The 23,204-nt window shown below is 37.2% G+C and carries 28 protein-coding genes; 2 read left to right on the top strand and 26 right to left on the bottom strand.

The genetic code is table 11. The annotated features are described in order from the left end of the window. Positions 1-282 precede the first annotated feature (282 nt). From BN985_RS11230 to BN985_RS11205, 6 genes are all read right to left on the bottom strand, one after another. Positions 283-813, bottom strand: a complete 531-nt coding sequence (locus BN985_RS11230) for a spore maturation protein (protein ID WP_042223551.1) — start codon at positions 811-813, stop codon at positions 283-285. Continuing rightward, positions 814-1,401: a nucleoside recognition domain-containing protein gene (locus BN985_RS11225; RefSeq protein WP_042223550.1), complete on the bottom strand. Its 588-nt coding sequence runs from the start codon at positions 1,399-1,401 to the stop codon at positions 814-816. 1 nt (position 1,402) lies between these two features. Next, the gene (locus BN985_RS11220) at positions 1,403-2,503 is read right to left on the bottom strand and encodes a D-alanyl-D-alanine carboxypeptidase family protein (RefSeq protein WP_042223549.1); all 1,101 of its coding nucleotides are present in this window, start codon (positions 2,501-2,503) and stop codon (positions 1,403-1,405) included. Between the two features lie 145 nt (positions 2,504-2,648). Continuing rightward, positions 2,649-3,518 carry a superoxide dismutase gene (locus tag BN985_RS11215; RefSeq protein ID WP_042223548.1) on the bottom strand — a complete coding sequence of 290 codons (870 nt, stop codon included), beginning with the start codon at positions 3,516-3,518 and terminating at the stop codon, positions 2,649-2,651. Between the two features lie 155 nt (positions 3,519-3,673). After that, a complete protein-coding gene (gene scpB, locus BN985_RS11210; protein ID WP_042223547.1) occupies positions 3,674-4,270 on the bottom strand; it encodes an SMC-Scp complex subunit ScpB in 597 nt (198 codons plus the stop codon). Positions 4,271-4,272: 2 nt separating this feature from the next. Further along, the gene (locus tag BN985_RS11205) at positions 4,273-5,010 is read right to left on the bottom strand and encodes a segregation/condensation protein A (protein WP_042223546.1); all 738 of its coding nucleotides are present in this window, start codon (positions 5,008-5,010) and stop codon (positions 4,273-4,275) included. A 147-nt stretch (positions 5,011-5,157) separates the two neighbouring features. Between BN985_RS11205 and BN985_RS11200 the strand changes: the two genes are divergently transcribed. Beyond that, entirely contained in the window at positions 5,158-5,241 is an 84-nt protein-coding gene (locus BN985_RS11200; RefSeq protein WP_042223545.1) for a YjcZ family sporulation protein, read from the top strand. 94 nt (positions 5,242-5,335) lie between these two features. On the opposite strand, the gene BN985_RS11195 is transcribed toward BN985_RS11200, so the two are convergent. From BN985_RS11195 to BN985_RS11100, 20 genes are all read right to left on the bottom strand, one after another. Then, positions 5,336-5,695 (bottom strand): GNAT family N-acetyltransferase, encoded by a 360-nt coding sequence (locus BN985_RS11195; protein WP_042223544.1) that lies wholly within the window; start codon positions 5,693-5,695, stop codon positions 5,336-5,338. A gap of 228 nt (positions 5,696-5,923) precedes the next feature. Then, the gene (locus BN985_RS11190; RefSeq protein ID WP_042223543.1) at positions 5,924-6,379 is read right to left on the bottom strand and encodes a M50 family metallopeptidase; all 456 of its coding nucleotides are present in this window, start codon (positions 6,377-6,379) and stop codon (positions 5,924-5,926) included. A gap of 36 nt (positions 6,380-6,415) precedes the next feature. Then, on the bottom strand, positions 6,416-6,853 hold the full coding sequence (locus tag BN985_RS11185) for a peptidylprolyl isomerase (protein WP_042223542.1): 438 nt from the start codon (positions 6,851-6,853) through the stop codon (positions 6,416-6,418). 68 nt (positions 6,854-6,921) lie between these two features. After that, a complete protein-coding gene (lysA, locus tag BN985_RS11180; RefSeq protein ID WP_042223541.1) occupies positions 6,922-8,229 on the bottom strand; it encodes a diaminopimelate decarboxylase in 1,308 nt (435 codons plus the stop codon). A gap of 100 nt (positions 8,230-8,329) precedes the next feature. Continuing rightward, positions 8,330-9,811: a spore germination protein gene (locus BN985_RS11175; protein WP_042223540.1), complete on the bottom strand. Its 1,482-nt coding sequence runs from the start codon at positions 9,809-9,811 to the stop codon at positions 8,330-8,332. A gap of 25 nt (positions 9,812-9,836) precedes the next feature. Further along, complete coding sequence (locus BN985_RS11170; protein ID WP_042223539.1) at positions 9,837-10,265, bottom strand: stage V sporulation protein AB; 429 nt, start codon at positions 10,263-10,265, stop codon at positions 9,837-9,839. Further along, positions 10,243-10,860: a stage V sporulation protein AA gene (locus BN985_RS11165; protein WP_042223538.1), complete on the bottom strand. Its 618-nt coding sequence runs from the start codon at positions 10,858-10,860 to the stop codon at positions 10,243-10,245. Before BN985_RS11165 ends, BN985_RS11170 begins: the two co-directional genes overlap by 23 nt. 393 nt (positions 10,861-11,253) lie before the next feature. Then, positions 11,254-12,006 (bottom strand): RNA polymerase sporulation sigma factor SigF, encoded by a 753-nt coding sequence (sigF, locus tag BN985_RS11160; RefSeq protein ID WP_042223537.1) that lies wholly within the window; start codon positions 12,004-12,006, stop codon positions 11,254-11,256. Between the two features lie 13 nt (positions 12,007-12,019). Further along, positions 12,020-12,460: an anti-sigma F factor gene (gene spoIIAB, locus BN985_RS11155; RefSeq protein ID WP_042223536.1), complete on the bottom strand. Its 441-nt coding sequence runs from the start codon at positions 12,458-12,460 to the stop codon at positions 12,020-12,022. Further along, on the bottom strand, positions 12,457-12,810 hold the full coding sequence (gene spoIIAA, locus BN985_RS11150; protein WP_042223535.1) for an anti-sigma F factor antagonist: 354 nt from the start codon (positions 12,808-12,810) through the stop codon (positions 12,457-12,459). Before spoIIAA ends, spoIIAB begins: the two co-directional genes overlap by 4 nt. 106 nt (positions 12,811-12,916) lie before the next feature. Beyond that, positions 12,917-14,098 carry a D-alanyl-D-alanine carboxypeptidase family protein gene (locus BN985_RS11145; RefSeq protein WP_042223534.1) on the bottom strand — a complete coding sequence of 394 codons (1,182 nt, stop codon included), beginning with the start codon at positions 14,096-14,098 and terminating at the stop codon, positions 12,917-12,919. A 195-nt stretch (positions 14,099-14,293) separates the two neighbouring features. Continuing rightward, complete coding sequence (locus BN985_RS11140; RefSeq protein ID WP_042223533.1) at positions 14,294-15,598, bottom strand: pyrimidine-nucleoside phosphorylase; 1,305 nt, start codon at positions 15,596-15,598, stop codon at positions 14,294-14,296. Between the two features lie 15 nt (positions 15,599-15,613). Next, the gene (locus BN985_RS11135; RefSeq protein ID WP_042223532.1) at positions 15,614-16,438 is read right to left on the bottom strand and encodes a purine-nucleoside phosphorylase; all 825 of its coding nucleotides are present in this window, start codon (positions 16,436-16,438) and stop codon (positions 15,614-15,616) included. Between the two features lie 12 nt (positions 16,439-16,450). Continuing rightward, complete coding sequence (deoB, locus tag BN985_RS11130; RefSeq protein ID WP_042223531.1) at positions 16,451-17,632, bottom strand: phosphopentomutase; 1,182 nt, start codon at positions 17,630-17,632, stop codon at positions 16,451-16,453. A 121-nt stretch (positions 17,633-17,753) separates the two neighbouring features. Further along, complete coding sequence (gene xerD, locus BN985_RS11125) at positions 17,754-18,647, bottom strand: site-specific tyrosine recombinase XerD (protein WP_042223530.1); 894 nt, start codon at positions 18,645-18,647, stop codon at positions 17,754-17,756. Between the two features lie 4 nt (positions 18,648-18,651). After that, positions 18,652-18,864: a YqzK family protein gene (locus BN985_RS11120; RefSeq protein WP_042223529.1), complete on the bottom strand. Its 213-nt coding sequence runs from the start codon at positions 18,862-18,864 to the stop codon at positions 18,652-18,654. A gap of 237 nt (positions 18,865-19,101) precedes the next feature. Beyond that, positions 19,102-19,560 (bottom strand): ferric iron uptake transcriptional regulator, encoded by a 459-nt coding sequence (gene fur / locus BN985_RS11115; protein ID WP_042223528.1) that lies wholly within the window; start codon positions 19,558-19,560, stop codon positions 19,102-19,104. A gap of 111 nt (positions 19,561-19,671) precedes the next feature. Further along, entirely contained in the window at positions 19,672-20,310 is a 639-nt protein-coding gene (spoIIM, locus tag BN985_RS11110; protein ID WP_042223527.1) for a stage II sporulation protein M, read from the bottom strand. 92 nt (positions 20,311-20,402) lie between these two features. Then, positions 20,403-21,578: an endonuclease Q family protein gene (locus BN985_RS11105; RefSeq protein WP_042223526.1), complete on the bottom strand. Its 1,176-nt coding sequence runs from the start codon at positions 21,576-21,578 to the stop codon at positions 20,403-20,405. Next, the gene (locus BN985_RS11100) at positions 21,579-22,124 is read right to left on the bottom strand and encodes an NUDIX hydrolase (RefSeq protein WP_042223525.1); all 546 of its coding nucleotides are present in this window, start codon (positions 22,122-22,124) and stop codon (positions 21,579-21,581) included. A gap of 142 nt (positions 22,125-22,266) precedes the next feature. Here BN985_RS11100 and BN985_RS11095 point away from each other — a divergent pair, with 142 nt between their 5' ends. Further along, the gene (locus tag BN985_RS11095; protein ID WP_042223524.1) at positions 22,267-23,181 is read left to right on the top strand and encodes an aldo/keto reductase; all 915 of its coding nucleotides are present in this window, start codon (positions 22,267-22,269) and stop codon (positions 23,179-23,181) included. The last annotated feature ends 23 nt before the right edge of the window (positions 23,182-23,204 follow it).

Genomic DNA, 23,204 nt, shown 5'->3' with positions numbered 1-23,204 from the left:
CAGCAGGCGTGAGTTAAAACGTTCCCAAGCAATTGTACCATATATTATAAACTAAAAATAATTCTTAAACACATAAATCAATATCAAGGCTTATAAATTTTCAAACAAATGCTTTAGGTAGTGGCGACCATAAAAGAGTAGGAGCAAAAAGTATCTCTGATTCATTCAGGCATTTAAGCACGTGATCTTATGGCATGTCATACAAATTCACATAGAATTTCATGCAAAAAGCACGTCACCTTGACGATGACGTGCTCCCATTAATTTAAAGTAGATATACAATTAACCGAACACTAACGTTACCACGATGATCGATGCAATGACACCTACCACGTCTGCTAATAATCCAACCTTTACAGCATAACGCATTTTTCGAATACCAATCGCCCCAAAATAGACTGTTAATATATAGAGGGTTGTATCTGTGCTCCCTTGCATCGTTGAGGCAAGCCTCCCAATGAAAGAGTCGGGTCCGTGTGTGTTAATCAACTCTGTTGTCATGCCAAGTGCTGCAGTACCGGAAATAGGTCTTACTATAGCTAATGGTAAAATATCAGGAGGAAAACCTATTAGGGTTAAAAACGGTGTAATTAGCCCGATGAAAGCCTCTAACGCTCCGGAAGAACGTAGAATGGATATCGAAACGATCATACCAACCAAAAAAGGGAGCAATGAAAAGGCCATTTTAACACCCTCTTTCCCTCCCTCTACAAACGTTTCATAAGCTGGTACTTTCTTCCAAGACGCCACTAATAAGACTGTTAAAATAAAGGACGGTATAAGCCAAACACTTACAGAGGTTATAATCCCCATTTATTCTCCCCTCCGGATACTTCGGTAAAAGTAAAACCTATCAATCAAAATTGCACTAGCAGTTGAAATAAGTGTAGCTATAATAGTAGTACCTACAATCTCCGTCGGTGATACTGAGTTATACTGCATTCGAATTGCAATTACGGTTGTAGGAATAATGGTGAGACTAGAGGTATTAAGGGCTAAAAAAGTAATCATAGAACGAGATGCTGTATCTGTACCACTTAATTGCTTCATTTGTTCCATAGCCTTAATTCCCATTGGTGTAGCAGCATTGCCTAAACCAAAAAGGTTTGCTGTTAAGTTGGATAGGATATATCCCATTGCTGGATGGTCCTTCGGTATCTCTGGAAATAGTCTGCGAACCAACGGACGAAAGATTTTTGCAAGTACTTGTAATATTCCTGCCTTTTCTGCAACACGCATAATACCCAGCCAAAAAACTAGTACACTAATGAGACCGATTGATAATGTAACAGCCTCACTTGAGCTTTGAAAAATGGCTTCATTTACTTTATCCATTGTCCCTGCAAACATGGCATATATTATCCCGATAATTGCCATACCTGCCCATATATAATTAACCATCTTATGGCCATCCTACGACGTTTTGAAAGATATTTAGCGTATCACTAAGGAGATTGGCCTCGTTTCTTTTCTCGTTCCCCTTGTAAATAAACACTTCACCAATCTGCTTTTCTTCAAAATAATAGACTTTCTTTCCGATGATATCATTGGCGGCCATTGTTGGGTGTTTTAAAATGTAATTTCGAACGGTTACTTTCTCCCGCTCTTTTTCAGCAAGAGGGTAGTTTATCCCAGAAATAATCTGGCCAATGACAGGTTCCTCTATATCTGGCAACGAATAAGCAGACTTACCTTTCTCACCAATACTTTCTAGTGAATAATTTTCAAATCCCCATTCAAACATACCTATATGATCACGCCAATCATCAGGTGCATTTAAAGTAACGGCAATTAACTTCATGCCATTCTTTTCAGCTGAACTGACCAGTGTCCTTCCAGTTTTTTTCGTATAGCCGGTTTTTCCACCAATACAGTATTCATAGAATTGCGTTAGCAGTTTATTTTTATTCTGCCAGCTGTAAGTTCTGCTTTTAGACAGGTAAGTTGTTGCCCCAGTTATTGTTTGAAATTGCTCATTTTGCATAGCGTACTGCATAAGAATAGCCATATCATACGCAGTGGAATAATGTGTATCTGAATCAAGCCCATGTGGGTTGTCAAAATGTGTATTTGTCATGCCAAGCCATTTTGCCTTCTCATTCATAAGATGGACAAATCCTTCTTCACTACCTCCAACATGTTCCCCTATTACTACTGCAGCATCGTTACCCGAACGTAACATTAACCCATAAACAAGGTCTTCCACTAGCATCTTCTCCCCTTGCTCCAGGTAGATAGAAGATCCTTCTGTATGTATTGCTTTTCTGCTTGTAGTAGCTTCTTCGTTCATTTTCCCAGATTCTATCGCAATAATTGCAGTCATGATTTTCGTGATACTAGCGATAGATTCTTTTTCATGTGCCTGTTTTTCAAACAAAATCCTTCCCGTAGATTGTTCAATTAATATTGCATTATTAGCTGATACTCCAGGTGCTGCTTGTCCAGTAGTTGGGTATATTAATCCAATGATTACAAAAATAAGAAGTATAGATATAAATCTCATAGCAGGCTTCCTCCCACAGATTAAGTGTCTGTATAGTCTATGCATGTCTAAATCAGTTATGACATTGCTACAGATTATAACTAAATTAACTGTGAGAGGTACCTGCTTGTTTGAAAAAAGTATATTCAAAATAAAGTTTTAAAACTTAATAAAGGTCCCACTTTACCTTCTTAGCTTTAATGAGCCTATCATTGACATCTTGCCAGTTTACAACATTCCACCAGTTTTCAATGTATGATTGTTTATCTGTTTTATATTGCAGATAGTAGGCATGTTCCCAAACGTCTAAAACTAGCAATGGAATAATATCCGCTATTTGAAACAATTGGTGTTTTTCAAAAGATTGTACACCAAGTTTTCCATTTCTCGGGTTCCAATATAAAATGGCCCACCCGTCCCCTTCTACTGAGGATGCCGTATTACTAAAAAGAGTCTTAAACTTTTTCCATGATCCAAAATCCTTTTCCATTTGCTTTAGTATTTCTCCGGAAGGCTTTTTCTCTGAATTAGGTGTCATATTAAACCAAAAAATAGTATGGAGATTGTGCCCAGAACCATGAAAAGCTTGTTCGCGAAGCCAATGCTTTATTAGACTCTTATCAGGTTGTTTTACGTACAATTCAGTTTCCGCTTTATTTAGACCATCTACATAAGCTTGATGATGTACATCGTGATGTAGTCGCATTATTGCCTCGCTAATATATGGTTCAAGTGCGTTGTAATTATAGGGTAACGGAGGAAGCGTGTGCTTTCCATAGCTAATTTGGTTATTAGAACCTTTATTTTGATTCATAGAAAAGACAATGCGTTGAGCTTCTTCTTGCAATGATGTAATCACCTCAGCATGACTAGTAAGCTCACGGGTGGTGTTTGCTTTTACATCTTCTGTCCAGTTTTTTAGTTGTTGTTTAATGTCGTCCTTTTCATCACTACTAAGGTTAAGACTATCAATTTTTTGTTGTACTTCCTCTCCCCAAACCAGTAATTCATTTAAATAGTTTTGAGTAGTATTCATCCCATCACCTCGATGTAACATATGCCTATTACGTAATAATGGTGAAAAAAGAAATACTTAGACTTCAGGTTATTTATTAAACACAGTAAAACCCTAGAGTTGAGGTCCTTAAATCTCATCTCTAGGGTGTAGTTTTTAGTAGTGCAAGCCTATTTTCATGAGGGCTCATTTTCATCGAACTGTTCGTTAAATCGCTCGAAGAATAAATCTGCTTCCTCTTCAAATTCATTATTAGATTGTCCTTCTGGTAACGGGGGAAGATCTTCAAGTGAAGTTAAACCGAAAAATGTCAGAAACTCTTTGCTTGTGCCAAACAAAATCGGTCGTCCAATACTGTCCTTCCTTCCGACCTCCTCAATCAGCATCCTCGCTACAAGCGTTTGCACTGGGCGATCACTTTTCACACCACGAATTTCTTCAATTTCTGTACGAGTAATTGGTTGCTGATAAGCAATAATGGCCAATGTTTCCAACGCTGCCTGAGACATACGTGTGGAATGAGGTGTTTCTATAAACTTTTGATAAAACTTACTATGTTCAGGTTTAGTCGTAAGGTGATAGGCACCATGTGAATGCATCAACATAATCCCCCGTTCTCTATGCTCATAATCATACTTTAATTCTTCCAGTATAGTTTGAACAGAGGCTTCTGTGATTTCCAAAATGTTTGCTAGCTGTTTTACCGTTATCCCTTCATCCCCACTAGCAAACAAAAGGCCCTCCAGTATTGCTTTTATCTCTTGAATTTCCACTGTTATTCCTCCATATAGTGAACAAGTAAAGCATCAAAATGGCTTTCTTGTTCACAAAACACTTTCCTAGACTTCATTAATTCCAACAATGCCATAAAGGTAACGACAATATGTGTTCGTGAACGATAAGAGAATAGTTCATCAAAGTAGATACCCTCACGACGCTCACGAACAAGCTCTATAACTTCATCCATCCGCTGCTCAATTGGTATCTCTGCCCTTTGAACTTTAGTGTCTAATGGTTCTTTCCATTTCTTTCGTTCCATCATTTTTCCTAAAGCGCCAAGCATATCATATATAGTTAAATCTCCTTTAACTACTTTATGTGGATTTTGGGTAAGTTTTTCAAAAATCACAGGAGACCTTGTAAACAACTGACTAGCATCTTCTTCTTTTTCTTTTAATTTTTCTGCTGCATCTTTAAATTTACGATACTCAATTAATCGTTGCATTAGTTCTTCTCTAGGATCCTCCATATATTCATCTACTTCTTCATCTATCTCCTGTTTAGGCAGGAGCATCTGGCTTTTAATAGCGACCAGGGTTGCCGCCATTACTAAGTATTCGCTGGCAATATTTAAATCCAGCTTTTGCATTGTGTGTATGTAGTTCATATACTGTTCAGTAATCTGCGCTACCGGTATATCATTTATGTCAATTTCATATTTATTAATTAAATGTAGCAACAAATCAAGCGGTCCTTCAAATGCATCGAGCTTAACTTGATAAGCTTGGCTCATAAGTATACTTCCTCTCATGAAAATGAAAATAAAAAAGCAATGTAACATCCGCCCATACAACTTGATGCATTCCGACATACGTTATTAACGTAAGATAAATGTTATCACAAAACATTTATGTTAAGAAGAAAAAGGAGGAATTTCATTATGGGTAACAGTTATGGCGGAGGTTTCGCGTTAATCGTAGTATTGTTTATTCTATTAATTATCGTAGGTGCTGCTTGGTTGTAAGTTAAAGCGAAACACATTTCTGCAACACTAAAATATTTCCCTATTAGAAGAAGAAAAAGGCCAGCCCTCAGGCTGGCTTTTTACATGGTGTCAATTAGTCTATATCCTCATCACATTTTGTGTAAAACTGCTGAACTTCTTCAGCAGCACAAACAGCGTACTTTTCATCATAAAGTTTTGTAACTTCGTTTACCATTTTCTTGCCAATTCCCTGGTTTCTGTGAGATGGATTGACAGAAATGTGCTGAATAACAGCATTGATATTCTCTTCTAATCTAACTCCAATAGCTCCCAATACATCATCAGCTTCTTTCCATAAGAAAAGATGCCAATCAGAATTCGTCTCGTATTCTTTTATCGTGTTCTGGAGTTTTTTTACATCCTTTTCATCAGGCATAAAGGATAGAAGACCCATCGCAATCTTCTCCAGACTTTTTTTGTAACGAATTAACATAGATACCCCTCATTAACAAAATACTTTCAGAGGACTTACTCTGTTCATTATTTTGTTGTTATTTTTATGAACCATTACGGCTGATTTGTATCCTGAGTTTCAGTTACCTAAATGGTGTTTATATATATATTTATGCACGATAAGACAACAGTTGTCAAATCAGCTATTTCGTTTTGTCTATTATGTACCATCATGAACAATTTAAAAGAAATGCATACATGTACATTTCTAGTTGCCTTTTTGTATAAGGGTTAGAAGCAAGTTGTAACCATCAGATTTTTTGTTTTTCCATGTGAAAGGGATCAGGTTAATGATTACCAACCAGAGATTAAAAAAAGCGAATAAACGTAAATACTCGCTAGTATAGTGACTCTGTAACTCCCAAGCTAAAATAAAAATAACGATATTCATCAATGGTCCGAAGAAACTAATTATAAACTTTTCGAAACGATTAAAAGGCGCTGTGCGTTCATTCTCAGCATAGCCCCCCATAAAATATACCACATGGAGAGTAAAGTGGAGTTTGCCGAAGGAATAAGTGATAAACCTCTTCCCCCGACCAATTATTAAGTTTATACGTTCAGCATTAAAAATAAAACCTGCTATTGCATGACCTGTTTCGTGCAGTAAAATACTCAGTGGCGCTGCTACAAACAGGAGAAAAATAATGAGATCAATATCCACTTATTCGAACTCCTAAGTAAGGTTTTAGCCAAAAAATTATTCAGAAAAAACTTTAACCTCTTTCATTACATCCCCATTCTTCATCGCTTTCGCATGTTCAATACCAGATGTAACCTGTCCAAATACAGTATGCACTCCATTCAAATGTGGTTGTGGCTCATGAACAATAAAGAATTGGCAGCTACCAGTATTTTTACCAGCATGTGCCATAGAAAGACTTCCTTCCACATGCTTATGCGGGTTATTGTCAGTTTCGCAGTCAATAGTATAGCCAGCAGACCCGGTACCATTCCCTACAGGGCACCCGCCTTGACTCACAAATCCATCAATTACACGATGAAACGTTAAGCCATTATAAAATTCTTCATTAACAAGTTTTTCAAAGTTAGCTACAGTTTTTGGAGCTTCATTTGGGTATAGTTCAAATTCAATTTTATTGCCATTTTCCATTAGAAAATATCCTTTTTTAGACATCCTTACATCTCCTTTAAATTTAATAAACCACGATAAGTTTATCACTTAATCTATTAATTGAAAAGTAATTACAAATAGGACAAATCATTCTTTACAACGTCTTGATAGCTCTCTCTTTTAACTACAAGCTTTGCATTTCCATTTTCTACAAAGACAACTGCAGGCTTAGCAAATCGATTGTAGTGACTTGCCATTGAATAACCATAAGCACCGGTAGAAAAAACAGCAAGCACATCATTAAATTCTACTTCTGGGACTGGTAAATCCCAGATAAGCATATCTCCAGACTCACAACATTTTCCAGCTACAGATACTTTTTTTACTGGAGCTTGCTCAGCTTTATTTGCTATAATCGCTTCATATTTAGCACCATACAGAGCCGGTCGTATGTTATCTGTCATACCCCCGTCAACTGATATATATTCTCTCACACCAGGAATTGATTTCATAGAACCAACAGTATACAAAGTAACTCCAGTGTTTCCCACAATCGCCCGACCCGGTTCCATCCAAATTTCAGGTAAAGGGATCTCCAATAATCCAGCTTGTCTTCTTACCTCTTCAACAAGCGCATAGACATATTGCTCATATGGAATAGGTTTGTCATCGGCAGTATAACGAATACCGAATCCTCCACCTAAGTTCAGAACTTTTGGTATGAAATCATATTTTTTCTTCCAATTAGCCAGCTCGGCAAATAATATCTCAGTCGCACTTAAAAAACGATCGGTTTCAAAGATCTGTGATCCAATATGACAATGTAGTCCTTTAAAACGAATAGCAGGGTACTTTTGAAGCAATTTAAAAGCTTCTTCTGCTTGACCATTTTTTAAATTAAAACCAAATTTCGAGTCTTCGTTTCCAGTCATAATATACTGATGCGTCTTAGAATCAACTCCAGGTGTGACGCGCATTAATACATCCATCTCTTTATTTTGTTTCTCTAAAAGGTCACCTAGAATTTCTATTTCATAAAAATTATCGAGGACAATGCATCCGATATTTTGCTCAATAGCCATTTCAAGCTCTTGTCTACTCTTATTATTTCCGTGCATGTGAATTCTTTCCGTTGGAAATCCTGCTTCGAGAGCAGTATAAAGTTCTCCCTCTGAAACAACATCAAGGCAAAGCCCCTCCTGCTTAATAACTTGAAGCATTGCAATGGAAGAAAATGCTTTACTAGCATACGCAACTTTTGCTTTTACACCTATTTCTTTGAAGGTATCCACAAATGAGCGCGCATTTTTACGAATAAGGGAAACATCATACACATATAAAGGTGTACCATATTCGTTTGCCAAGCTTATGGCATCTACTCCACCAATTTTTAAATGTCCTTTACTATTTACAGCGAATGGGTGTCTATCAATGATCATGAAGCGTCCTCCGTTATAATATAATTAAAAACTTTATCATAATAAAGCTAAAATGAAAAGAGCCAGCATGAGTAATGCCAGCTCTTTATAAGAAGTGATTTTATTTTTTACCCTTCGGCTGCCTGTAGTTGTTTTTAGGATGAACTATACTTGGCCTACTGTTCGAATATGGAACAGGTATACGGAAGATAATCTGTAGCATAGCTCTCGGATTGAATGGCAAAAACGGCCATAAATAAGGGGTTTTAATTGATTTTAAATTAACCAGATAGATGAGATGAAGCGACACGCCTATCACAAAGCCTACAGCACCTAAGAAACCTGTAATAATAACCAACAGAATATTAACTACTTTATTCGCTACGCTTAACTCATAACTTGGTGTTACATAAGATCCAATAGCACTGATGGAAACATAAAGAATTACTTCTGGGGTAAACATCCCTACGTCAATAGCAATTTGCCCGATTAATACTGCCGCAATTAAACCCATTGATGTCGATAAAGGGGTCGGTGTGTGAATAGCAGCCATCCGGAGAAATTCTATTCCAATTATCGCCATAACTATTTGTAGCATAATTGGAATGTTTCCTTCCTCGTTAGGTCCAATAAATGTTAATGCTTTCGGAAGGATTGTGGGGTCAAGTACAAAGAGCAGCCATAATGGTAAGAGATACATGGAAGCAAGGATTGCTAAGAAACGAATCCATCGAACAAACGTACCAATTGCTGGTGCCTGTCTATATTCTTCGGCATGTTGTAAATGATGGAAGAATGTTGTTGGCAAAATGATTGCACTTGGAGATGTATCAACAAGGATGAGTACATGCCCTTCCAATAAATGATTCGCTGCAACGTCTGGTCTTTCTGTATACCTAACGAGCGGGTACGGATTCCATTTACGTTCAATAATGAACTCTTCTATCGTTTTATCCGCCATGCTGATGCCGTCTATCTCAATTTCTTCTATCTTTTTCTTAATTAAATGAATTAATCCCTCATCCGCTATATCCTTCACATAGCTTAAACAAACATCTGTCTTCGATCTTTCCCCTACCTTAAGCATTTCATGGCGTAACCTTGCGTCCCGTAATCTTCTTCTTGTAAGGGCCGTATTTTCAATAATATTTTCAGTGTACCCATCTCTAGATCCCCGTATTACGCGCTCTGTATCGGGTTCTTCAGGTGTTCGCCCTGGATAATGACGAACATCAACTATAAAGGAAAACTTCTCTCCATCGATAAATACAACGATAAGACCTGATAGCATTTGATCCACTGATTCATCCATCGTTTTAGCCCTGTCAACTTGCTGATGTAACAGGCGGTTTTCTACAATTTCAGGTAGTTTTCTGCTATTGGTTTCGTGATCGTTTAAATTAACCAATTCTTTCAAAAGATCTTGAATAATTATGGAGTCACATAAACCCGTTAAGTAATAGACATGTACTTTTCTTTTTAATATGATAACTTCTCTAAATCCAAGGTCAAATGACACATCCATTCCTAGACGCTTTTCCATATACTCTTTGTTTTCATTTATATTTAGTGAGATTCCTATTTTATCATCTTTTTGACGCATACTTTCCCACCTTCCAGCTGCTGAATTACTTTACAAAATATATCCATTGAAAAAGCGATCCTGCTACTTTTCCAAATACAATAGCCATCAGCATCCACAGGAGATAGCCTTCCAGTCCAATTCTCTTAGAAAGAATTGGAAAAACATTCAAAACTTCAGTTAGGGCCGCAGCCAACATTCCGTTAAATATTCCATGGAAAAGCCCCCAAATTACTATGAATACAAGTGGCTGCTCCAAATTTACTGACGAAAAAGAAAGATAGGTCCCAAACATACTACCTGCAATAACACATCCAATGTACACTTTTAACATCCGACCAGTTTTACTTAATTGAATTAATCTTGGTATCACACCTAGGACCGTCAAAAAGGCAACAAATCCCCCACCTACCGCCATACCGCTTGAAATTCCAATAATCACTTGTAATAAATTAGTTAAAAGGTTTACGATCATTTAATTCGCTCTCATATTGAATAACATAGTTGTCAAGATCTTGCTGGTACTTATGAATTTCCACTTCAAGCGGGCTCGGTTCTTCGTTAAATCGTCTGTTAAACCAGTGGTTAAAGAATAAGAGCATCCCTAAGCCTAATCCTAGAGAATAAGGAATTTGTATCCATAAAGGGTATTCATTTTCCTCCCCTGTCAATAAAAAATGTAGCTTTTGTTGTACCTCCTGCATACTAACATCGTAGTGAAAGTTCATTAAAGTCATCGCAGTACCAATAAACAAAATAAGCCAAACGATAGTCGCAAATAAAATAGAAGGAGATTTACTTTTCTTAATAATGCGGACTATTGTTTGATTTGGCCCAATAAGTTGAAATTCCATATCTTTAAACAGTCGACTTAAATGATCAATAATGACAAAACCATCTATTATAACGATCGATTGATCATTTTTGGAAAGCCGATAAATAGATACAGGTTCTAATTTTTTCTTTAAAACGGGCTTGGCGGAAATATATACGATATCTTTTAGCTTCAGTTCCATAAGTGATGTCACTTCTAGATGCTTTTTCATACGTAGGTAAACTATTTCGCTCATCGTTTATCATCCTCTACCAGAGTCGTTTAAAATTTATTATTTACTTAACTGTGATTTTTATGATTGGTAATTCTATGGATGTATCCTTAATTATAAGAAAGTATAAAATATGGGTTAAAAAACAGCACATTCCCAATTCACTTCTATTCTAGATCTCTTTGTCCGAATCAAGAGCCTCACCCATCTCAATGCACACAAAAAAAACTGAGCAAACACTCGAATTCATTCTAGTAGAATTCAAATGCTCGTTCAGCATTCTTGTAAATATATTCCCCGTAATCGCCAGTGAAAGTTCGATTGGCTCAACTAATAATTGGAGGGAGAGGTAGAAACCCACACTATTTTATAGTTTACTTCATTTATCTTTACCCTGTAACGTAATCCTGATTATGTTTAGTCTAAGTTAACTTTCATGTCTTGTAAAATCTTCTTTTCTAGTCGTGATACTTGTACTTGTGAAATACCTAGTCGCTCTGCAACTTCTGACTGGGTTTGATCTTTGTAATACCGGAGATATACGATGAGACGCTCTCTCTCATTAAGACTGCGTATAGCTTCCTGTAAGCTAATTCTATCAAACCACCTTGTATCCTGATCAGCTATCTGATCAAGCAAGGTAATCGGATCTCCATCATTTTCAAAAACTGTTTCATGAATAGAGTGAGGTGATTTTGCGGCTTCCTGGGCATGAACAATTTCCTCGGGAGAGAGCTCCATGGCCTCCGCTAATTCTTTAACCGTTGGCGAACGACCGAACTTCTTCGTTAGTTCGTCTTTTTTCTTGCGGATTTTATTACCTGTCTCTTTTAGAGACCTACTTACTTTTACACTTCCATCATCCCGTATAAATCGTTGAATCTCTCCAATAATCATGGGAACGGCATAGGTAGAAAAACGTACATCATAAGAAAGATCAAACTTATCAATTGATTTAATTAACCCGATACTACCGATCTGAAATAAATCATCTTGGTCATAGCCTCGATTCATAAATCGTTGTACAACAGACCAAACAAGTCGTACGTTTTTCTCAACTAGAATATCTCTAGCCAACTTATCGCCTTGCTGACTACGTTTAATATATTCCTTTACCTGCTCATCAGTAAGTGTTTCTTTCCGTTTTTGGCGCTCGACATTTACTTTCATAGGCACCCCACCTCTACTTACAAACAGACTTTGTTTTGGCTAGCTGCTTCGTCATATGCACGGTGGTTCCCTTATTGGGTATCGAAATAACTTCTACTGTGTCCATAAAGTTTTCAATTATAGTAAACCCCATACCGGAACGTTCAAGATCTGGTTTTGATGTATAAAGTGGCTGCCTCGCTTCTTCTACATCACCTATCCCTATGCCATCATCTTTAATGGTAAGTTCTATTTCATCTTCCGAGATAGAACAGGAAATAACGATCTTTTGTCCAGGATCACTATTGTAACCGTGAATAATTGAATTGGTGACAGCCTCAGACACAACAGTCTTGATTTCAGTTAATTCATCCATTGTGGGATCCATTTGAGTTATAAAAGATCCTACGGTAACACGTGCAAAAGCCTCGTTCTCACTTATGCTTGAAAATTCTAATGACATCTCATTTCTCATGAAGCCACCCCCAAAGTCATTAAGGCAAAAGATTCGTTCTCCTCAAGTCGAACGATTTTAAACAAACCGGACATCTCAAAAAGTCGTTTAATTGGTGGCGATACTGAGCAGACAACCATCTCTCCGCCTAACTGTAACACCTCTTTATATCTCCCTAGAACTACACCTAGTCCTGAGCTATCCATGAAGCTTACATCTTCCAAATTAAGTATTACGTGCTTCACAGAATTGGTATACATTGTTTCCTTCCATTGATCACGAAGCCCTTCTGCCTCGTGATGGTCCAGTTCTCCGGACAATCGTACGATAAGTACTTCCTCTTTGACTGCAAAATTTGCCTGAAGACCCATCTTTTATTCCTCCTTGTTTATCCTTCATAACATCTTTTTCGCTATTGATTCCAGGAAATCCTGCATGATGACAAAAGAAGAAGGAAAGGTACGAAATCAGTGGATTTTAGTCAAACTTCACCAATTTCTGCAGCGATCTTTTCATTAGTGTATAATAGCTTGCTTGTTCAATTGTATCTTTTACCGTAAGTTGCGATTCAGATAACACATTCTCTCCATCTTTTACAATTAATGTTCCAACATGCTCACCCTTTTTTATAGGAAGAACGAGGTCTTCTTTTAATTTAACTTCTGTTGTAATGTTATCAATTGAATCTCCTTTTGCGTGTAAAGTACTTATTGATTCAGAGGCCACCACATCATTTAATTTCTTTTCCGCTTTAAGAAGGCGTAATGTTGTAATAACATCCCCTTTTGCATAAAGTTTATTTGTTTGGAATTTATTGAAAGCATAATCAAGCATTTCAGAGACTGATGCATTACGCTCTTTTGTTGTTTCTGCTCCCATTACGACGGCAATTACTCTCATCCCATTTTTTTCTGCCGTTGCAGTTAAACAATATTTAGCCTCATTTGTGAACCCAGTTTTAAGCCCGTCTACACCTGGGTAAAACCGAACAAGTTTGTTTGTATTAACTAGCCAGAATTCATTTTCTTGCCCTTTTCTCAAATAATCTTCATATACAGATGTGTAATTTGTTATAGATTCGTATTTTAGTAATTCTTTTGCAATTATAGCCATATCGTAGGCTGTACTGTAATGATCATCAGCAGGAAGTCCAGTTGTGTTTTGAAACTTCGTATTTTTAAGCTCTAATTGTTCTACCTTTTTATTCATTAAGCTAACAAATTCTTCCTCGCTGCCTGCAACTCTTTCAGCCATTGCGACACTAGCATCGTTACCGGAAGCTATAGCAATACCTTTTAAAAGATCATTAACTGTCATTTCCTCACCTGCTTCGAGGAATATTTGTGATCCACCCATTGAGGCTGCGCGTTCACTAACACGGACCGTCTCATCTAACTTCAAACTGCCCTGCTCTAACTCCTCCATAATTAACAGCAAAGTCATGATCTTAGTCATGCTGGCAGGAGGAAGCTTCTCATGTGCGTTTTTGTCGAATAAAAGCTTACCGGTATCACGTTCTAGTAAAATGGCTGAATTTGCGCCAGCAGCAAGGTTCACCTTGCTAGTGTTATTGTCTTTTTCCTCTGCGGAAGCGTATACGGGAATTATCATAGTAAATAACATTAAAAGCACAATACTTGACGATATAATTTTTTTCATAGCTAACCCTCCAACAATCAATATATAGATAGGATTAACATTCAACCTTAAATTTATACCTACTAGGGCATCTCTCAACATTAGCCTTCTTTCATTGATAAGCCTCTACTAAATTTAATAGTTATCTTCAAAAACACTCAAAAAAGCATGACTTTATATAAAGTCATGCCCTTAGAATAATGATTCTATTTATTGTTACTCTGTTATGGTGTCATAAACTAATGTTGGTTTTGGTACATCTTCCGTTGCTATTACAATGCTATCATATAGCTTTGTACGAACTTCCTCAACGTTTTGTTGATTAGCGTGAATGGTTAATAAAGCTTCTCCTTCTTTTACCCTCTCGCCAATTTTCTTGTGAAGGACTATTCCTACTGCAAGATCTATTGTTGAGTCCTTGGTCGCACGACCTGCTCCAAGCATCATAGCAGCGGTTCCAATATCATCTGCAACAATTTTAGAAACAGTCCCCGTTGATAAACTAGGTAATTCTATTTTGTAATCTGCTTGTGGCAGGTTTTCAGGGTGGTCAGCTACTGTTGCATCTCCACCTTGTGAATCAAGAAAGGTTTTGAAATGCTCAAAGGCTTTACCATTTTCTATACTTTCCTTTAATTTCGCTCTTGCTTCTTCCATATTTTTAGCTTTTTTAGCTAAAACAACCATTTGACTACCTAGGGTTAGACAAAGTTCCGTTAAATCTTCCGGCCCCTCACCCTTTAAAGTGTCGATAGCTTCCCTAACTTCAAGTGCATTACCTATTGCAAAACCAAGCGGCTGGCTCATATCTGATATGACTGCCATCGTTTGCCTGCCCACCCGATTTCCTATGGTAACCATTGCTTCAGCAAGCTTCTTAGCATCTTCTAAATTCTTCATAAAAGCTCCGGCACCTGTTTTTACATCAAGTACGATGGCGTCTGCTCCGGAGGCAATTTTTTTACTCATGATAGAGCTTGCTATAAGAGGAATCGAATTAACCGTTGCTGTAACATCACGTAAGCCATACAGCTTTTTGTCAGCTGGAGTCAGGTTTCCAGACTGACCGATTACTGCAACTTTATTTTGATTCACAAGTTCAATAAATTTTTCATTGCTGATTTCAACATGGAAACCAGGTACTGCTTCAAGCTTATCAATTGTTCCACCTGTGTGACCAAGTCCTCTTCCACTCATTTTGGCAACGGGCACACCAACAGATGCGACCAATGGAGCAAGAATAAGGGTCGTTGTATCACCAACCCCTCCTGTAGAATGCTTGTCCACCTTTGTACCAGCAATTTCAGACAAATCTATTTGATCTCCTGATTCAACCATAGCCGACGTTAGGTTGGCGCGTTCCTCATCCGTCATATCTTCGAAGTATACAGCCATTAATAGAGCGCTCGCCTGATAATCAGGAATTTCTCCTTTAGTATATCCTTCAATAAAAAAATCGATTTCTTCTTTCGTAAGTGCTTGACCATCTCGCTTTTTTTCAATAACATCATACATTCTCATTATGGTCACCTCTTTTTATGATAGTGGTAAAGTATGAACAATCTGTTTTACGAATTGTAAAAAGTCTTCTCTAACTTTTTCAGTGGTTTCTATAACCTCTGAATGAGTTAATGGCTGATCTAATATTCCAGCTGCCATATTAGAGATACAAGAAATTCCTAACACACGTAATCCTGCATGGTTAGCAACAATTACTTCAGGTACTGTAGACATACCTACAGCATCTGCTCCAATTGTGCGCAACATTCTTACTTCGGCTGGCGTTTCATAGGATGGTCCAGTGTTTCCAGCATAAATACCTTTACGAACTTCAAGTCCCAATTCATTAGCACATGCTTGTGCATGCTTTATGAAATCTCTATCGTAGACTTGCGACATGTCCGGGAAACGCACACCCAGATTATCGTCATTCTTACCTATTAGAGGGTTAGTACCCATATTGTTTAGATGATCCGTAATAATCATTAGATCCCCAGGATTATAACTTACATTAACACCACCTGCCGCGTTTGTTACAATAATTGCTTCAATTCCGAGCTGCTTCATAACCCGGACTGGGGATGTTACTTTATCCATAGTATATCCTTCGTAATAATGAAATCTTCCTTGCATTGCAATAACTTGCTTCCCTTCCAAAGTGCCGACTACAAGTTGCCCCTTATGGCCGGAAACGGTAGATACAGGGAAATGAGGGATTTCTTCATAAGGTATGTTTACCGGATTTTCAATCTCTTCTGCCAACACACCTAGACCTGACCCAAGAATAAGTCCTAGTGTTGGTTTTGCTTCCAATTTTGTTTGTATATACGCTGAAGCTTCCTTTAATTCTGTTTGATTCATCATGTCTTCCCCCTATTTGTTAATTTCTTTTAAAAAGCTTTCTCCATGTACTGGTGACTTGACTTCAAAATTATCTGCGATGGTCGCACCGATATCTGCAAACGTTCTTCTTATAGGCAGTTGTTTCGCCTCTTTGATTTCTGTATGGTAAGCCAATAATGGTACATATTCCCGAGTATGATCTGTTCCGTGATGCACAGGATCATTCCCATGATCAGCTGTTATTAATAATAAATCGTCCTCTTCCATTTTTTCTAACACTTCTGGTAGTCTGGCATCAAATGCTTCTAATGCTTTCCCATACCCTATCGGATCACGACGATGACCAAACTTCGCATCAAAATCAACTAAATTCAGAAAACTTATCCCAGTGAAATCGTTCTCCATACTTTCTACCAATTTAGTCATCCCATCTTCATTGTCTGTAGTTCGAATGGCTTCTGTAACACCTTCTCCATCATATATGTCAGAAATCTTCCCAATCGCAATGACGTCATATTGCTGTTCCTGTAACTCATTCATTACAGTATGACCAAAAGGTTTTAAAGCATAGTCATGCCGATTAGAAGTTCTCTCAAAAGCACCTGGTGTACCAATGAATGGTCTGGCTATCACTCGACCTATCATATATTTTTCATCCAGCGTTAATTCTCTGGCCATCTCACAAATACGGTATTGTTCTTCAATGGGTACTATTTCTTCATGAGCTGCTATTTGCAAAACGGAATCTGCAGAAGTGTAGACTATCAGAGCCCCTGTCTCCATATGTTCCTGTCCAAGTTCATCAAGAATTTCTGTACCAGATGCAGGTTTGTTACCAATTATTTTACGGCCCGACTTCTCTTCTAACTCTTTTATTAGTTCATCTGGAAATCCATCTGGAAATGTACGGAAGGGCTGCTCGATGTGTAGTCCCATAATCTCCCAATGTCCTGTCATTGTGTCTTTCCCATTAGAGGCTTCCTGCATTTTAGTATAATGTGCTTTTGGTTCTACAGCCTTGTTAATTCCTCTAATTTCTCTAATGTTACTTAAACCAAGTAAACCCATATTTGGCATATGAAGTCCATTCATACGTTCAGCAATATGTCCTAGTGTATCTGCACCCTTATCATTAAATTTTTCAGCATCAGGTGCTTCACCAATTCCCACTGAATCCATTACAATTAAAAATACACGTTTGAAATTTCTCATACTGATACCTCCTGTAGATTATCTTCCCATATTTCTGCAGTTATATGTTTATTTTTGTTAGCTATGTATGCCATTAGAGATTCGACTGCGCTTGTAGGATGTCTGACAACTAAAACGGTTATTAAGCTCTAGGGTGGTATGAATCATAAATATCTTTTAATCTAGCTTTTGTGACATGGGTATAAATTTGGGTAGTCGAAATATCAGCATGTCCCAACATTTCCTGCACTACACGTAAATCAGCTCCATTTTCAAGCAAATGTGTTGCAAAGGAATGTCGTAGTGTATGAGGCGTAATACTTTTCTTAATGCCCGCTGTTTGTGCAGCTGCTTTCAATACTTTCCAAAAACCTTGTCTACTTAAAGGGCGTCCATGCTGGTTGACGAAAACAGACTGATCGTCCTTTTTGTTTTTTACCAACATAGGCCTTGCTTGTCGCAAGTATTTTTCAATAGCATCAATGGCGACATTGCCTAGTGGCACAATCCGTTCTTTTGATCCTTTACCAAAGCATTGGACAAAACCCATCGTTAAATGCAAATCTCCAATTTTTAGGGAGAGAAGTTCGCTCACTCTTAATCCAGTAGCATAAAGCAATTCAAACATTGCTTTGTTTCGAATATGCAATGGCGATGAGCTTGGTATTTGTAAAAGCGTTTCTACATCTTTTAATGACAATACATCTGGAAGCTTCTGTTCCTTCTTTGGTGTTTCTATATTTAAACTGGCATCCTGATTTACTAGTTGTTCCCTGACAAGAAATTGATGAAAGGAGCGAACGGATGATACATGTCTGGCAATTGTAGCGGAGGATTTATTATCATCCTTTAGAATATGTAAAAAGCCTACAATATCTGATCGTCTAATATCCTTCCAATCACTTTTCTCTAGCACTTTTTCCGTGTAATTTAGATAATGAGAAAGATCTCTCTTATAAGATTGTAGTGTATTATCTGAGAGTCCTTTCTCCACTTGTAAAAAATGAAAAAAATCCTCTAATGCGTGTTCCAGCATCAGCTTACTCCCCCAAGCGAAAAAATAGATTTAATCTGTCTAGCAAGCTTGATTCTGTTTGAAAAACTTTAACGGCTGGGCCATCCGGCTGATCATATCGATGAAATTCTTCGTATTCAGAATGCATAGCCCTAAGCCCGAAATAAAATAAACAAGTGCAAGCAGTAAAGATAATAAAAACTTTTAGCGTATCCCATACTAATCGTTTCAAATGCATAACTCCCCTTCTGGACTTTTCTATAATCTTCTATTATTAGAAGATATGCCAAAAAAGATTAACATTATACATAGAAACATAGAAGTTAAAAAAGAACACTGACTACAATTTACCCTTTTTAATAACGTTTGTAAATGCTTTCGCGAGAACAAAAGTTCAAGATGCGGTAGTCAAAAGTCTTATGGCATTAAACAACGTTAAAAAATGCCTTTCTTCAGCTGAAAAAAGGCACTCGATTTATTTCTTTAATTGGACAGATCCTTCCTGACATTGCTTGCAAATTCCGTGAAATGTCAAACGATGATCTTTCACCTGGAAGCCCCAATCACGTTGGACAATTTTTTCTACATCGCCCAAAAGATCTTCTTCGATTTCTTCAACTGAACCGCACTCTATACAAACAAGATGGTGATGGAAGTGTTCTGCACCTTCTTTTCTTAGGTCATAACGAGACACACCGTCTCCAAAATTTATCTTATCTACAATCTTTAGTTCTGATAATAACTCTAATGTACGATAGACTGTTGCCAATCCGATTTCAGGAGCTTTTTCCTTTACCAGTAGATAAATATCTTCTGCGCTCAGATGGTCTTCTTCTCTTTCAAGCAAAACCCGTACCGTGGCTTCCCGTTGTGGAGTAAGCTTGTAGCTCTGTGCATGGAGCTGTTTTTTTATTTGATCTATGCGATGTTCCATGGCAGGTTCCCTCCCTCGTATCCCATCTTTATTATAGGCATCGAATTAGAACGTGTCAAAATAAAATGTAATTATTATTTTATATTTATAATTATTATAGTTTAAGTTTCATTATTGGTAAAATGATTTAACTATATATGTCATTGCTTCATTCGCTACATACGTCTCTAACAAAGCAGCTACAAAGGATAATAACAAAAGAAAACCGAAGATTGCTGCGTATCTTCCAAAAGGCTGGAAGACCGGTTGTGAAACTTTACGAGTAAATAACTTGCCTAGTAGCTTCAATGAAAAAATCATTGCTAAACTACCCGCAACAATATAGATAGGTATAATTAAAAGATTTTGGGGAGCAATGGAAAAAGTAGCCAATAAAAACCCGTCCATTCCTAACTGATTCACGATAAACCCTACCGAAAATCCAACAACTAGACCTTTAATAAACAATAATATCCATACTATTGGAAGCCCAATTACAGACAAACCAAGTATAAATAGTAGAAGTAAGTATTTCACATGATAAAGAAAGCTATTTTTTAGGATAATTGTGTTTTCGGTTATCTGCTGATCATGAAGCTGACCAAAAAAACGTTCCAAATAAAAAAATAAATCCTGTTTTTGGATTATACTCATACTATTAACTAGAATAGCTCCAAAAACTATTCCAGTCATAAACAGGATAATCATAAACAAATAGATGGTGGCATGGTCTTTTAAGTGGTCTGTAATGATAGCTCTATTTTTATACATTAGGAATCCTCCATTCAAGAGATACTGCTATACTAAAAACTATGAAGAATTCCAGTTAAAAATACCAACTTACTATTATTGCTTCGTAAAAATCATGGTTTATCCGTTATTATTTTTCCATATTTCCCTCCACCACCTGCTTGGATACCTAATTTACCTTCTCGCATTTGAATGATAGATTTGGCAATTTTTCCTTGAACGATTTCTTCCATTTCCTTTTTACTAGCCTTATGGATAACATTCATTTCATTACCGAATTTTCCCAGAAGCTTATCATATGTTTTCTTCCCTAGTGAAGGAATATATTCCAACGGTACTTGATAGTTATAAGGTGGACGCACTTGCTTATTCAACTTATCATTGCTCAATTCCCGGATTCTGTCTGCCACACCCTTAATTATTTTCTTGGAACCACAGTGGCTACAATACACTGAATTGGCTGGTGTTTGTTGTTCACATTCATTACATATTGTAAGATGGTACTTTCCTAGCGCAGGGTTCATCCCATAGTTTGCTGTAATTTCTCGGCCCTTAATATTGTGTAACGCCCACAGAAACTCTTTAAACGAAGGATTTTCCATTTTGACTACTTGATATTCGCGGGCAATTTTTGCTAGCGAATGTGCATCAGAATTAGTTAAAAAAGTATAGGAATGAAGTTCAGCAAGCTGATCAGCCATTTCTGTGTCAGAGCTTAAACCAAGTTCAATTCCATCAACTAGGTCTGGTTCTAATATTTCTGTAAGCGATGTTTTTACTCCTTTACCATACAAACTTTTAAAGGGGGTAAAAACATGAGCTGGAATAAAAATTCCTTCTAACTCTTTTACTTTATACTGCAGCTCTTTTCCAGTTCCATAATATCGTTGTGAGCTTAGACTAATATTTGTCATTCTATCTGAGAGCCACATTGTGAATTCTTCCATCCTCTTTAAATTCGGAAGAAAGCATAATACATGAATTGGCCCCTGACAAGTTGAATCATAAACCTCAATCTCAGAACCAAGCAATAGGGTTACTTCTTCAAATTGCACTCCGCCATCATTTAATTCCCATGCTCTACCGGATTGAATTAAAGTGGTTATTTCTCGCTGAACGGCTGGAGCATGACAATCAATAACACCAATCATACCCATTCCTTTATTTCTACTCGACTCTTTCAAAATATTCGTCAAAGTCAATGACTTTGCGCCAGTTATTTTAACTGGCTTATTGTCAATATCTCTTCCTATATGGATATGCATATCAACAAAGTAATTAGATAACATTTAATATTTCCCCAATGCATGCAAATAAAGTATCGCATAGTTTGTCTTTGCATCATGTATTCTCTCTTGCTCAACAAACTCTTTCGCTTCATCTAATGTTAACTCAAGAACCTCAACAAATTCGTCCTCGTCACTTCCCACTGGGTTCTCCAATTTTTCTATCTCGTCCGTTATATAAATATGCATTAATTCATCAGCAAAGCCAGGTGAAGTATAAAAAGAAGTAACGAAGGAAAGGTCCTTCGTTGTATAACCTGTCTCTTCTTCCAGTTCACGCCTAGCTGTTAATTCTGGCGCTTCCCCAACTTCCACTTTTCCTGCGGGTATTTCTACCAATGACTTTTCAAGTGGCTTACGATACTGTTCTACAAACACAATCTTTTGGTCTTTTGTAATAGGAATTACAGCAACAGCGCCTGGATGCTTAATCAACTCTCTTTTCGCTGTTTTTCCGTTCGGCAGGCTAACTTCATCCACTCGTAAATCAACAACTTTTCCTTCATATATGGAAGTTGTTTCAATTGTTTTCTCTTCAAATTTTTTCATATATAATCCTTCTTTCTTTAACACTATAGATATTTCTTCTATGTTAAATTATAAGTCATTATTAATTCCATCGCAAAATAGTTGTATTGTGTTTATCGACTTTTTAAAATGGGAATAGAAGTAAATTGGGAGGATGATTCGCATGAAACAAAATCAATTGGGTAAGTCCGGTATTTCAATTTCACCCCTTACATTAGGTTGTATGTCACTTGGAACAGATCTAAACCAGGCAAAAAATATGATTGATATTGCAATCGATCGTGGTATAACACATCTCGATACTGCTGATCTATATGATTTCGGGACAAATGAAGAAATTGTAGGAAAAGCAATTAAAGGAAAACGTGATCAAGTCGTGCTTACTACTAAAGTAGGCAATCATTTTAATAAAAAAACAGAGGACTGGTATTGGGATCCTTCAGCAAAGCATATAACCGAAGGAGTAAAAGATAGTCTACGTCGTCTGCAAACAGATTATATTGATTTTTACATGCTACATGGTGGCACCATTGACGATCCGATTGATGAATCGATTGAGGCATTCGAACGTCTAAAGGATGAAGGATACATACGAAGTTATGGCATTTCCTCTATTCGTCCAAACGTTATTAGAGAATATGTCAAACGTTCGACTATTGATGCAGTTATGATGCAATATAGTATCTTAGACCGTCGCCCTGAAGAGGAAGTCCTTGATCTTCTACATGCAAATGGGATCAGCGTCCTTGCAAGAGGTCCTTTAGCCAAAGGAATGCTTAGTAATCAGGCTAAACATAAGATAGAGGAAAAAGGCCAGGAAGGGTATCTAAATCACTCCTATAACGATTTACAGAATTACTATAATACATTAGCAAACATTAGCTCTGAAGAAGGCATGCAAGAAATTGCCTTACAATATGTACTCAAGCATCCCGCTGTAGCTAGTGCTGTATTTGGTGCAAGCTCTGTGGGCCAAGTAAAGGCAAATACATCTTTATCATTAGATGAACTCGCCAACGATACTTATTTAGAAATTCAACAAAGTATTAAACCAATTCAATATGTAAATCATCGCTAAAATAATAACCCAGTGGGGAGAAC

It is taken from the genome of Oceanobacillus manasiensis (assembly GCF_000724085.1).
GTDB classification, from domain to species: domain Bacteria; phylum Bacillota; class Bacilli; order Bacillales; family Amphibacillaceae; genus Oceanobacillus_B; species Oceanobacillus_B manasiensis.
Note: the sequence above shows the minus strand (reverse complement) of the source record. Positions and strands in the feature narration are given on the sequence as shown.

Excerpts from the sequence above, each read along its gene's own strand:
- BN985_RS11230 (WP_042223551.1), bottom strand. The coding sequence starts at position 813 with ATGGGGATTATAACCTCTGTAAGTGTTTGGCTTATACCGTCCTTTATT.
- BN985_RS11225 (WP_042223550.1), bottom strand. The coding sequence starts at position 1,401 with ATGGTTAATTATATATGGGCAGGTATGGCAATTATCGGGATAATATAT.
- BN985_RS11220 (WP_042223549.1), bottom strand. The coding sequence starts at position 2,503 with ATGAGATTTATATCTATACTTCTTATTTTTGTAATCATTGGATTAATA.
- BN985_RS11215 (WP_042223548.1), bottom strand. The coding sequence starts at position 3,518 with ATGAATACTACTCAAAACTATTTAAATGAATTACTGGTTTGGGGAGAG.
- BN985_RS11205 (WP_042223546.1), bottom strand. The coding sequence starts at position 5,010 with ATGAGCCAAGCTTATCAAGTTAAGCTCGATGCATTTGAAGGACCGCTT.
- BN985_RS11200 (WP_042223545.1), top strand. The coding sequence starts at position 5,158 with ATGGGTAACAGTTATGGCGGAGGTTTCGCGTTAATCGTAGTATTGTTT.
- BN985_RS11195 (WP_042223544.1), bottom strand. The coding sequence starts at position 5,695 with ATGTTAATTCGTTACAAAAAAAGTCTGGAGAAGATTGCGATGGGTCTT.
- BN985_RS11185 (WP_042223542.1), bottom strand. The coding sequence starts at position 6,853 with ATGTCTAAAAAAGGATATTTTCTAATGGAAAATGGCAATAAAATTGAA.
- lysA (WP_042223541.1), bottom strand. The coding sequence starts at position 8,229 with ATGATCATTGATAGACACCCATTCGCTGTAAATAGTAAAGGACATTTA.
- BN985_RS11175 (WP_042223540.1), bottom strand. The coding sequence starts at position 9,811 with ATGCGTCAAAAAGATGATAAAATAGGAATCTCACTAAATATAAATGAA.
- BN985_RS11170 (WP_042223539.1), bottom strand. The coding sequence starts at position 10,265 with ATGATCGTAAACCTTTTAACTAATTTATTACAAGTGATTATTGGAATT.
- BN985_RS11165 (WP_042223538.1), bottom strand. The coding sequence starts at position 10,860 with ATGAGCGAAATAGTTTACCTACGTATGAAAAAGCATCTAGAAGTGACA.
- sigF (WP_042223537.1), bottom strand. The coding sequence starts at position 12,006 with ATGAAAGTAAATGTCGAGCGCCAAAAACGGAAAGAAACACTTACTGAT.
- spoIIAB (WP_042223536.1), bottom strand. The coding sequence starts at position 12,460 with ATGAGAAATGAGATGTCATTAGAATTTTCAAGCATAAGTGAGAACGAG.
- spoIIAA (WP_042223535.1), bottom strand. The coding sequence starts at position 12,810 with ATGGGTCTTCAGGCAAATTTTGCAGTCAAAGAGGAAGTACTTATCGTA.
- BN985_RS11145 (WP_042223534.1), bottom strand. The coding sequence starts at position 14,098 with ATGAAAAAAATTATATCGTCAAGTATTGTGCTTTTAATGTTATTTACT.
- BN985_RS11140 (WP_042223533.1), bottom strand. The coding sequence starts at position 15,598 with ATGAGAATGTATGATGTTATTGAAAAAAAGCGAGATGGTCAAGCACTT.
- BN985_RS11135 (WP_042223532.1), bottom strand. The coding sequence starts at position 16,438 with ATGAATCAAACAGAATTAAAGGAAGCTTCAGCGTATATACAAACAAAA.
- deoB (WP_042223531.1), bottom strand. The coding sequence starts at position 17,632 with ATGAGAAATTTCAAACGTGTATTTTTAATTGTAATGGATTCAGTGGGA.
- xerD (WP_042223530.1), bottom strand. The coding sequence starts at position 18,647 with ATGCTGGAACACGCATTAGAGGATTTTTTTCATTTTTTACAAGTGGAG.
- BN985_RS11120 (WP_042223529.1), bottom strand. The coding sequence starts at position 18,864 with ATGCATTTGAAACGATTAGTATGGGATACGCTAAAAGTTTTTATTATC.
- fur (WP_042223528.1), bottom strand. The coding sequence starts at position 19,560 with ATGGAACATCGCATAGATCAAATAAAAAAACAGCTCCATGCACAGAGC.
- spoIIM (WP_042223527.1), bottom strand. The coding sequence starts at position 20,310 with ATGTATAAAAATAGAGCTATCATTACAGACCACTTAAAAGACCATGCC.
- BN985_RS11105 (WP_042223526.1), bottom strand. The coding sequence starts at position 21,578 with ATGTTATCTAATTACTTTGTTGATATGCATATCCATATAGGAAGAGAT.
- BN985_RS11100 (WP_042223525.1), bottom strand. The coding sequence starts at position 22,124 with ATGAAAAAATTTGAAGAGAAAACAATTGAAACAACTTCCATATATGAA.
- BN985_RS11095 (WP_042223524.1), top strand. The coding sequence starts at position 22,267 with ATGAAACAAAATCAATTGGGTAAGTCCGGTATTTCAATTTCACCCCTT.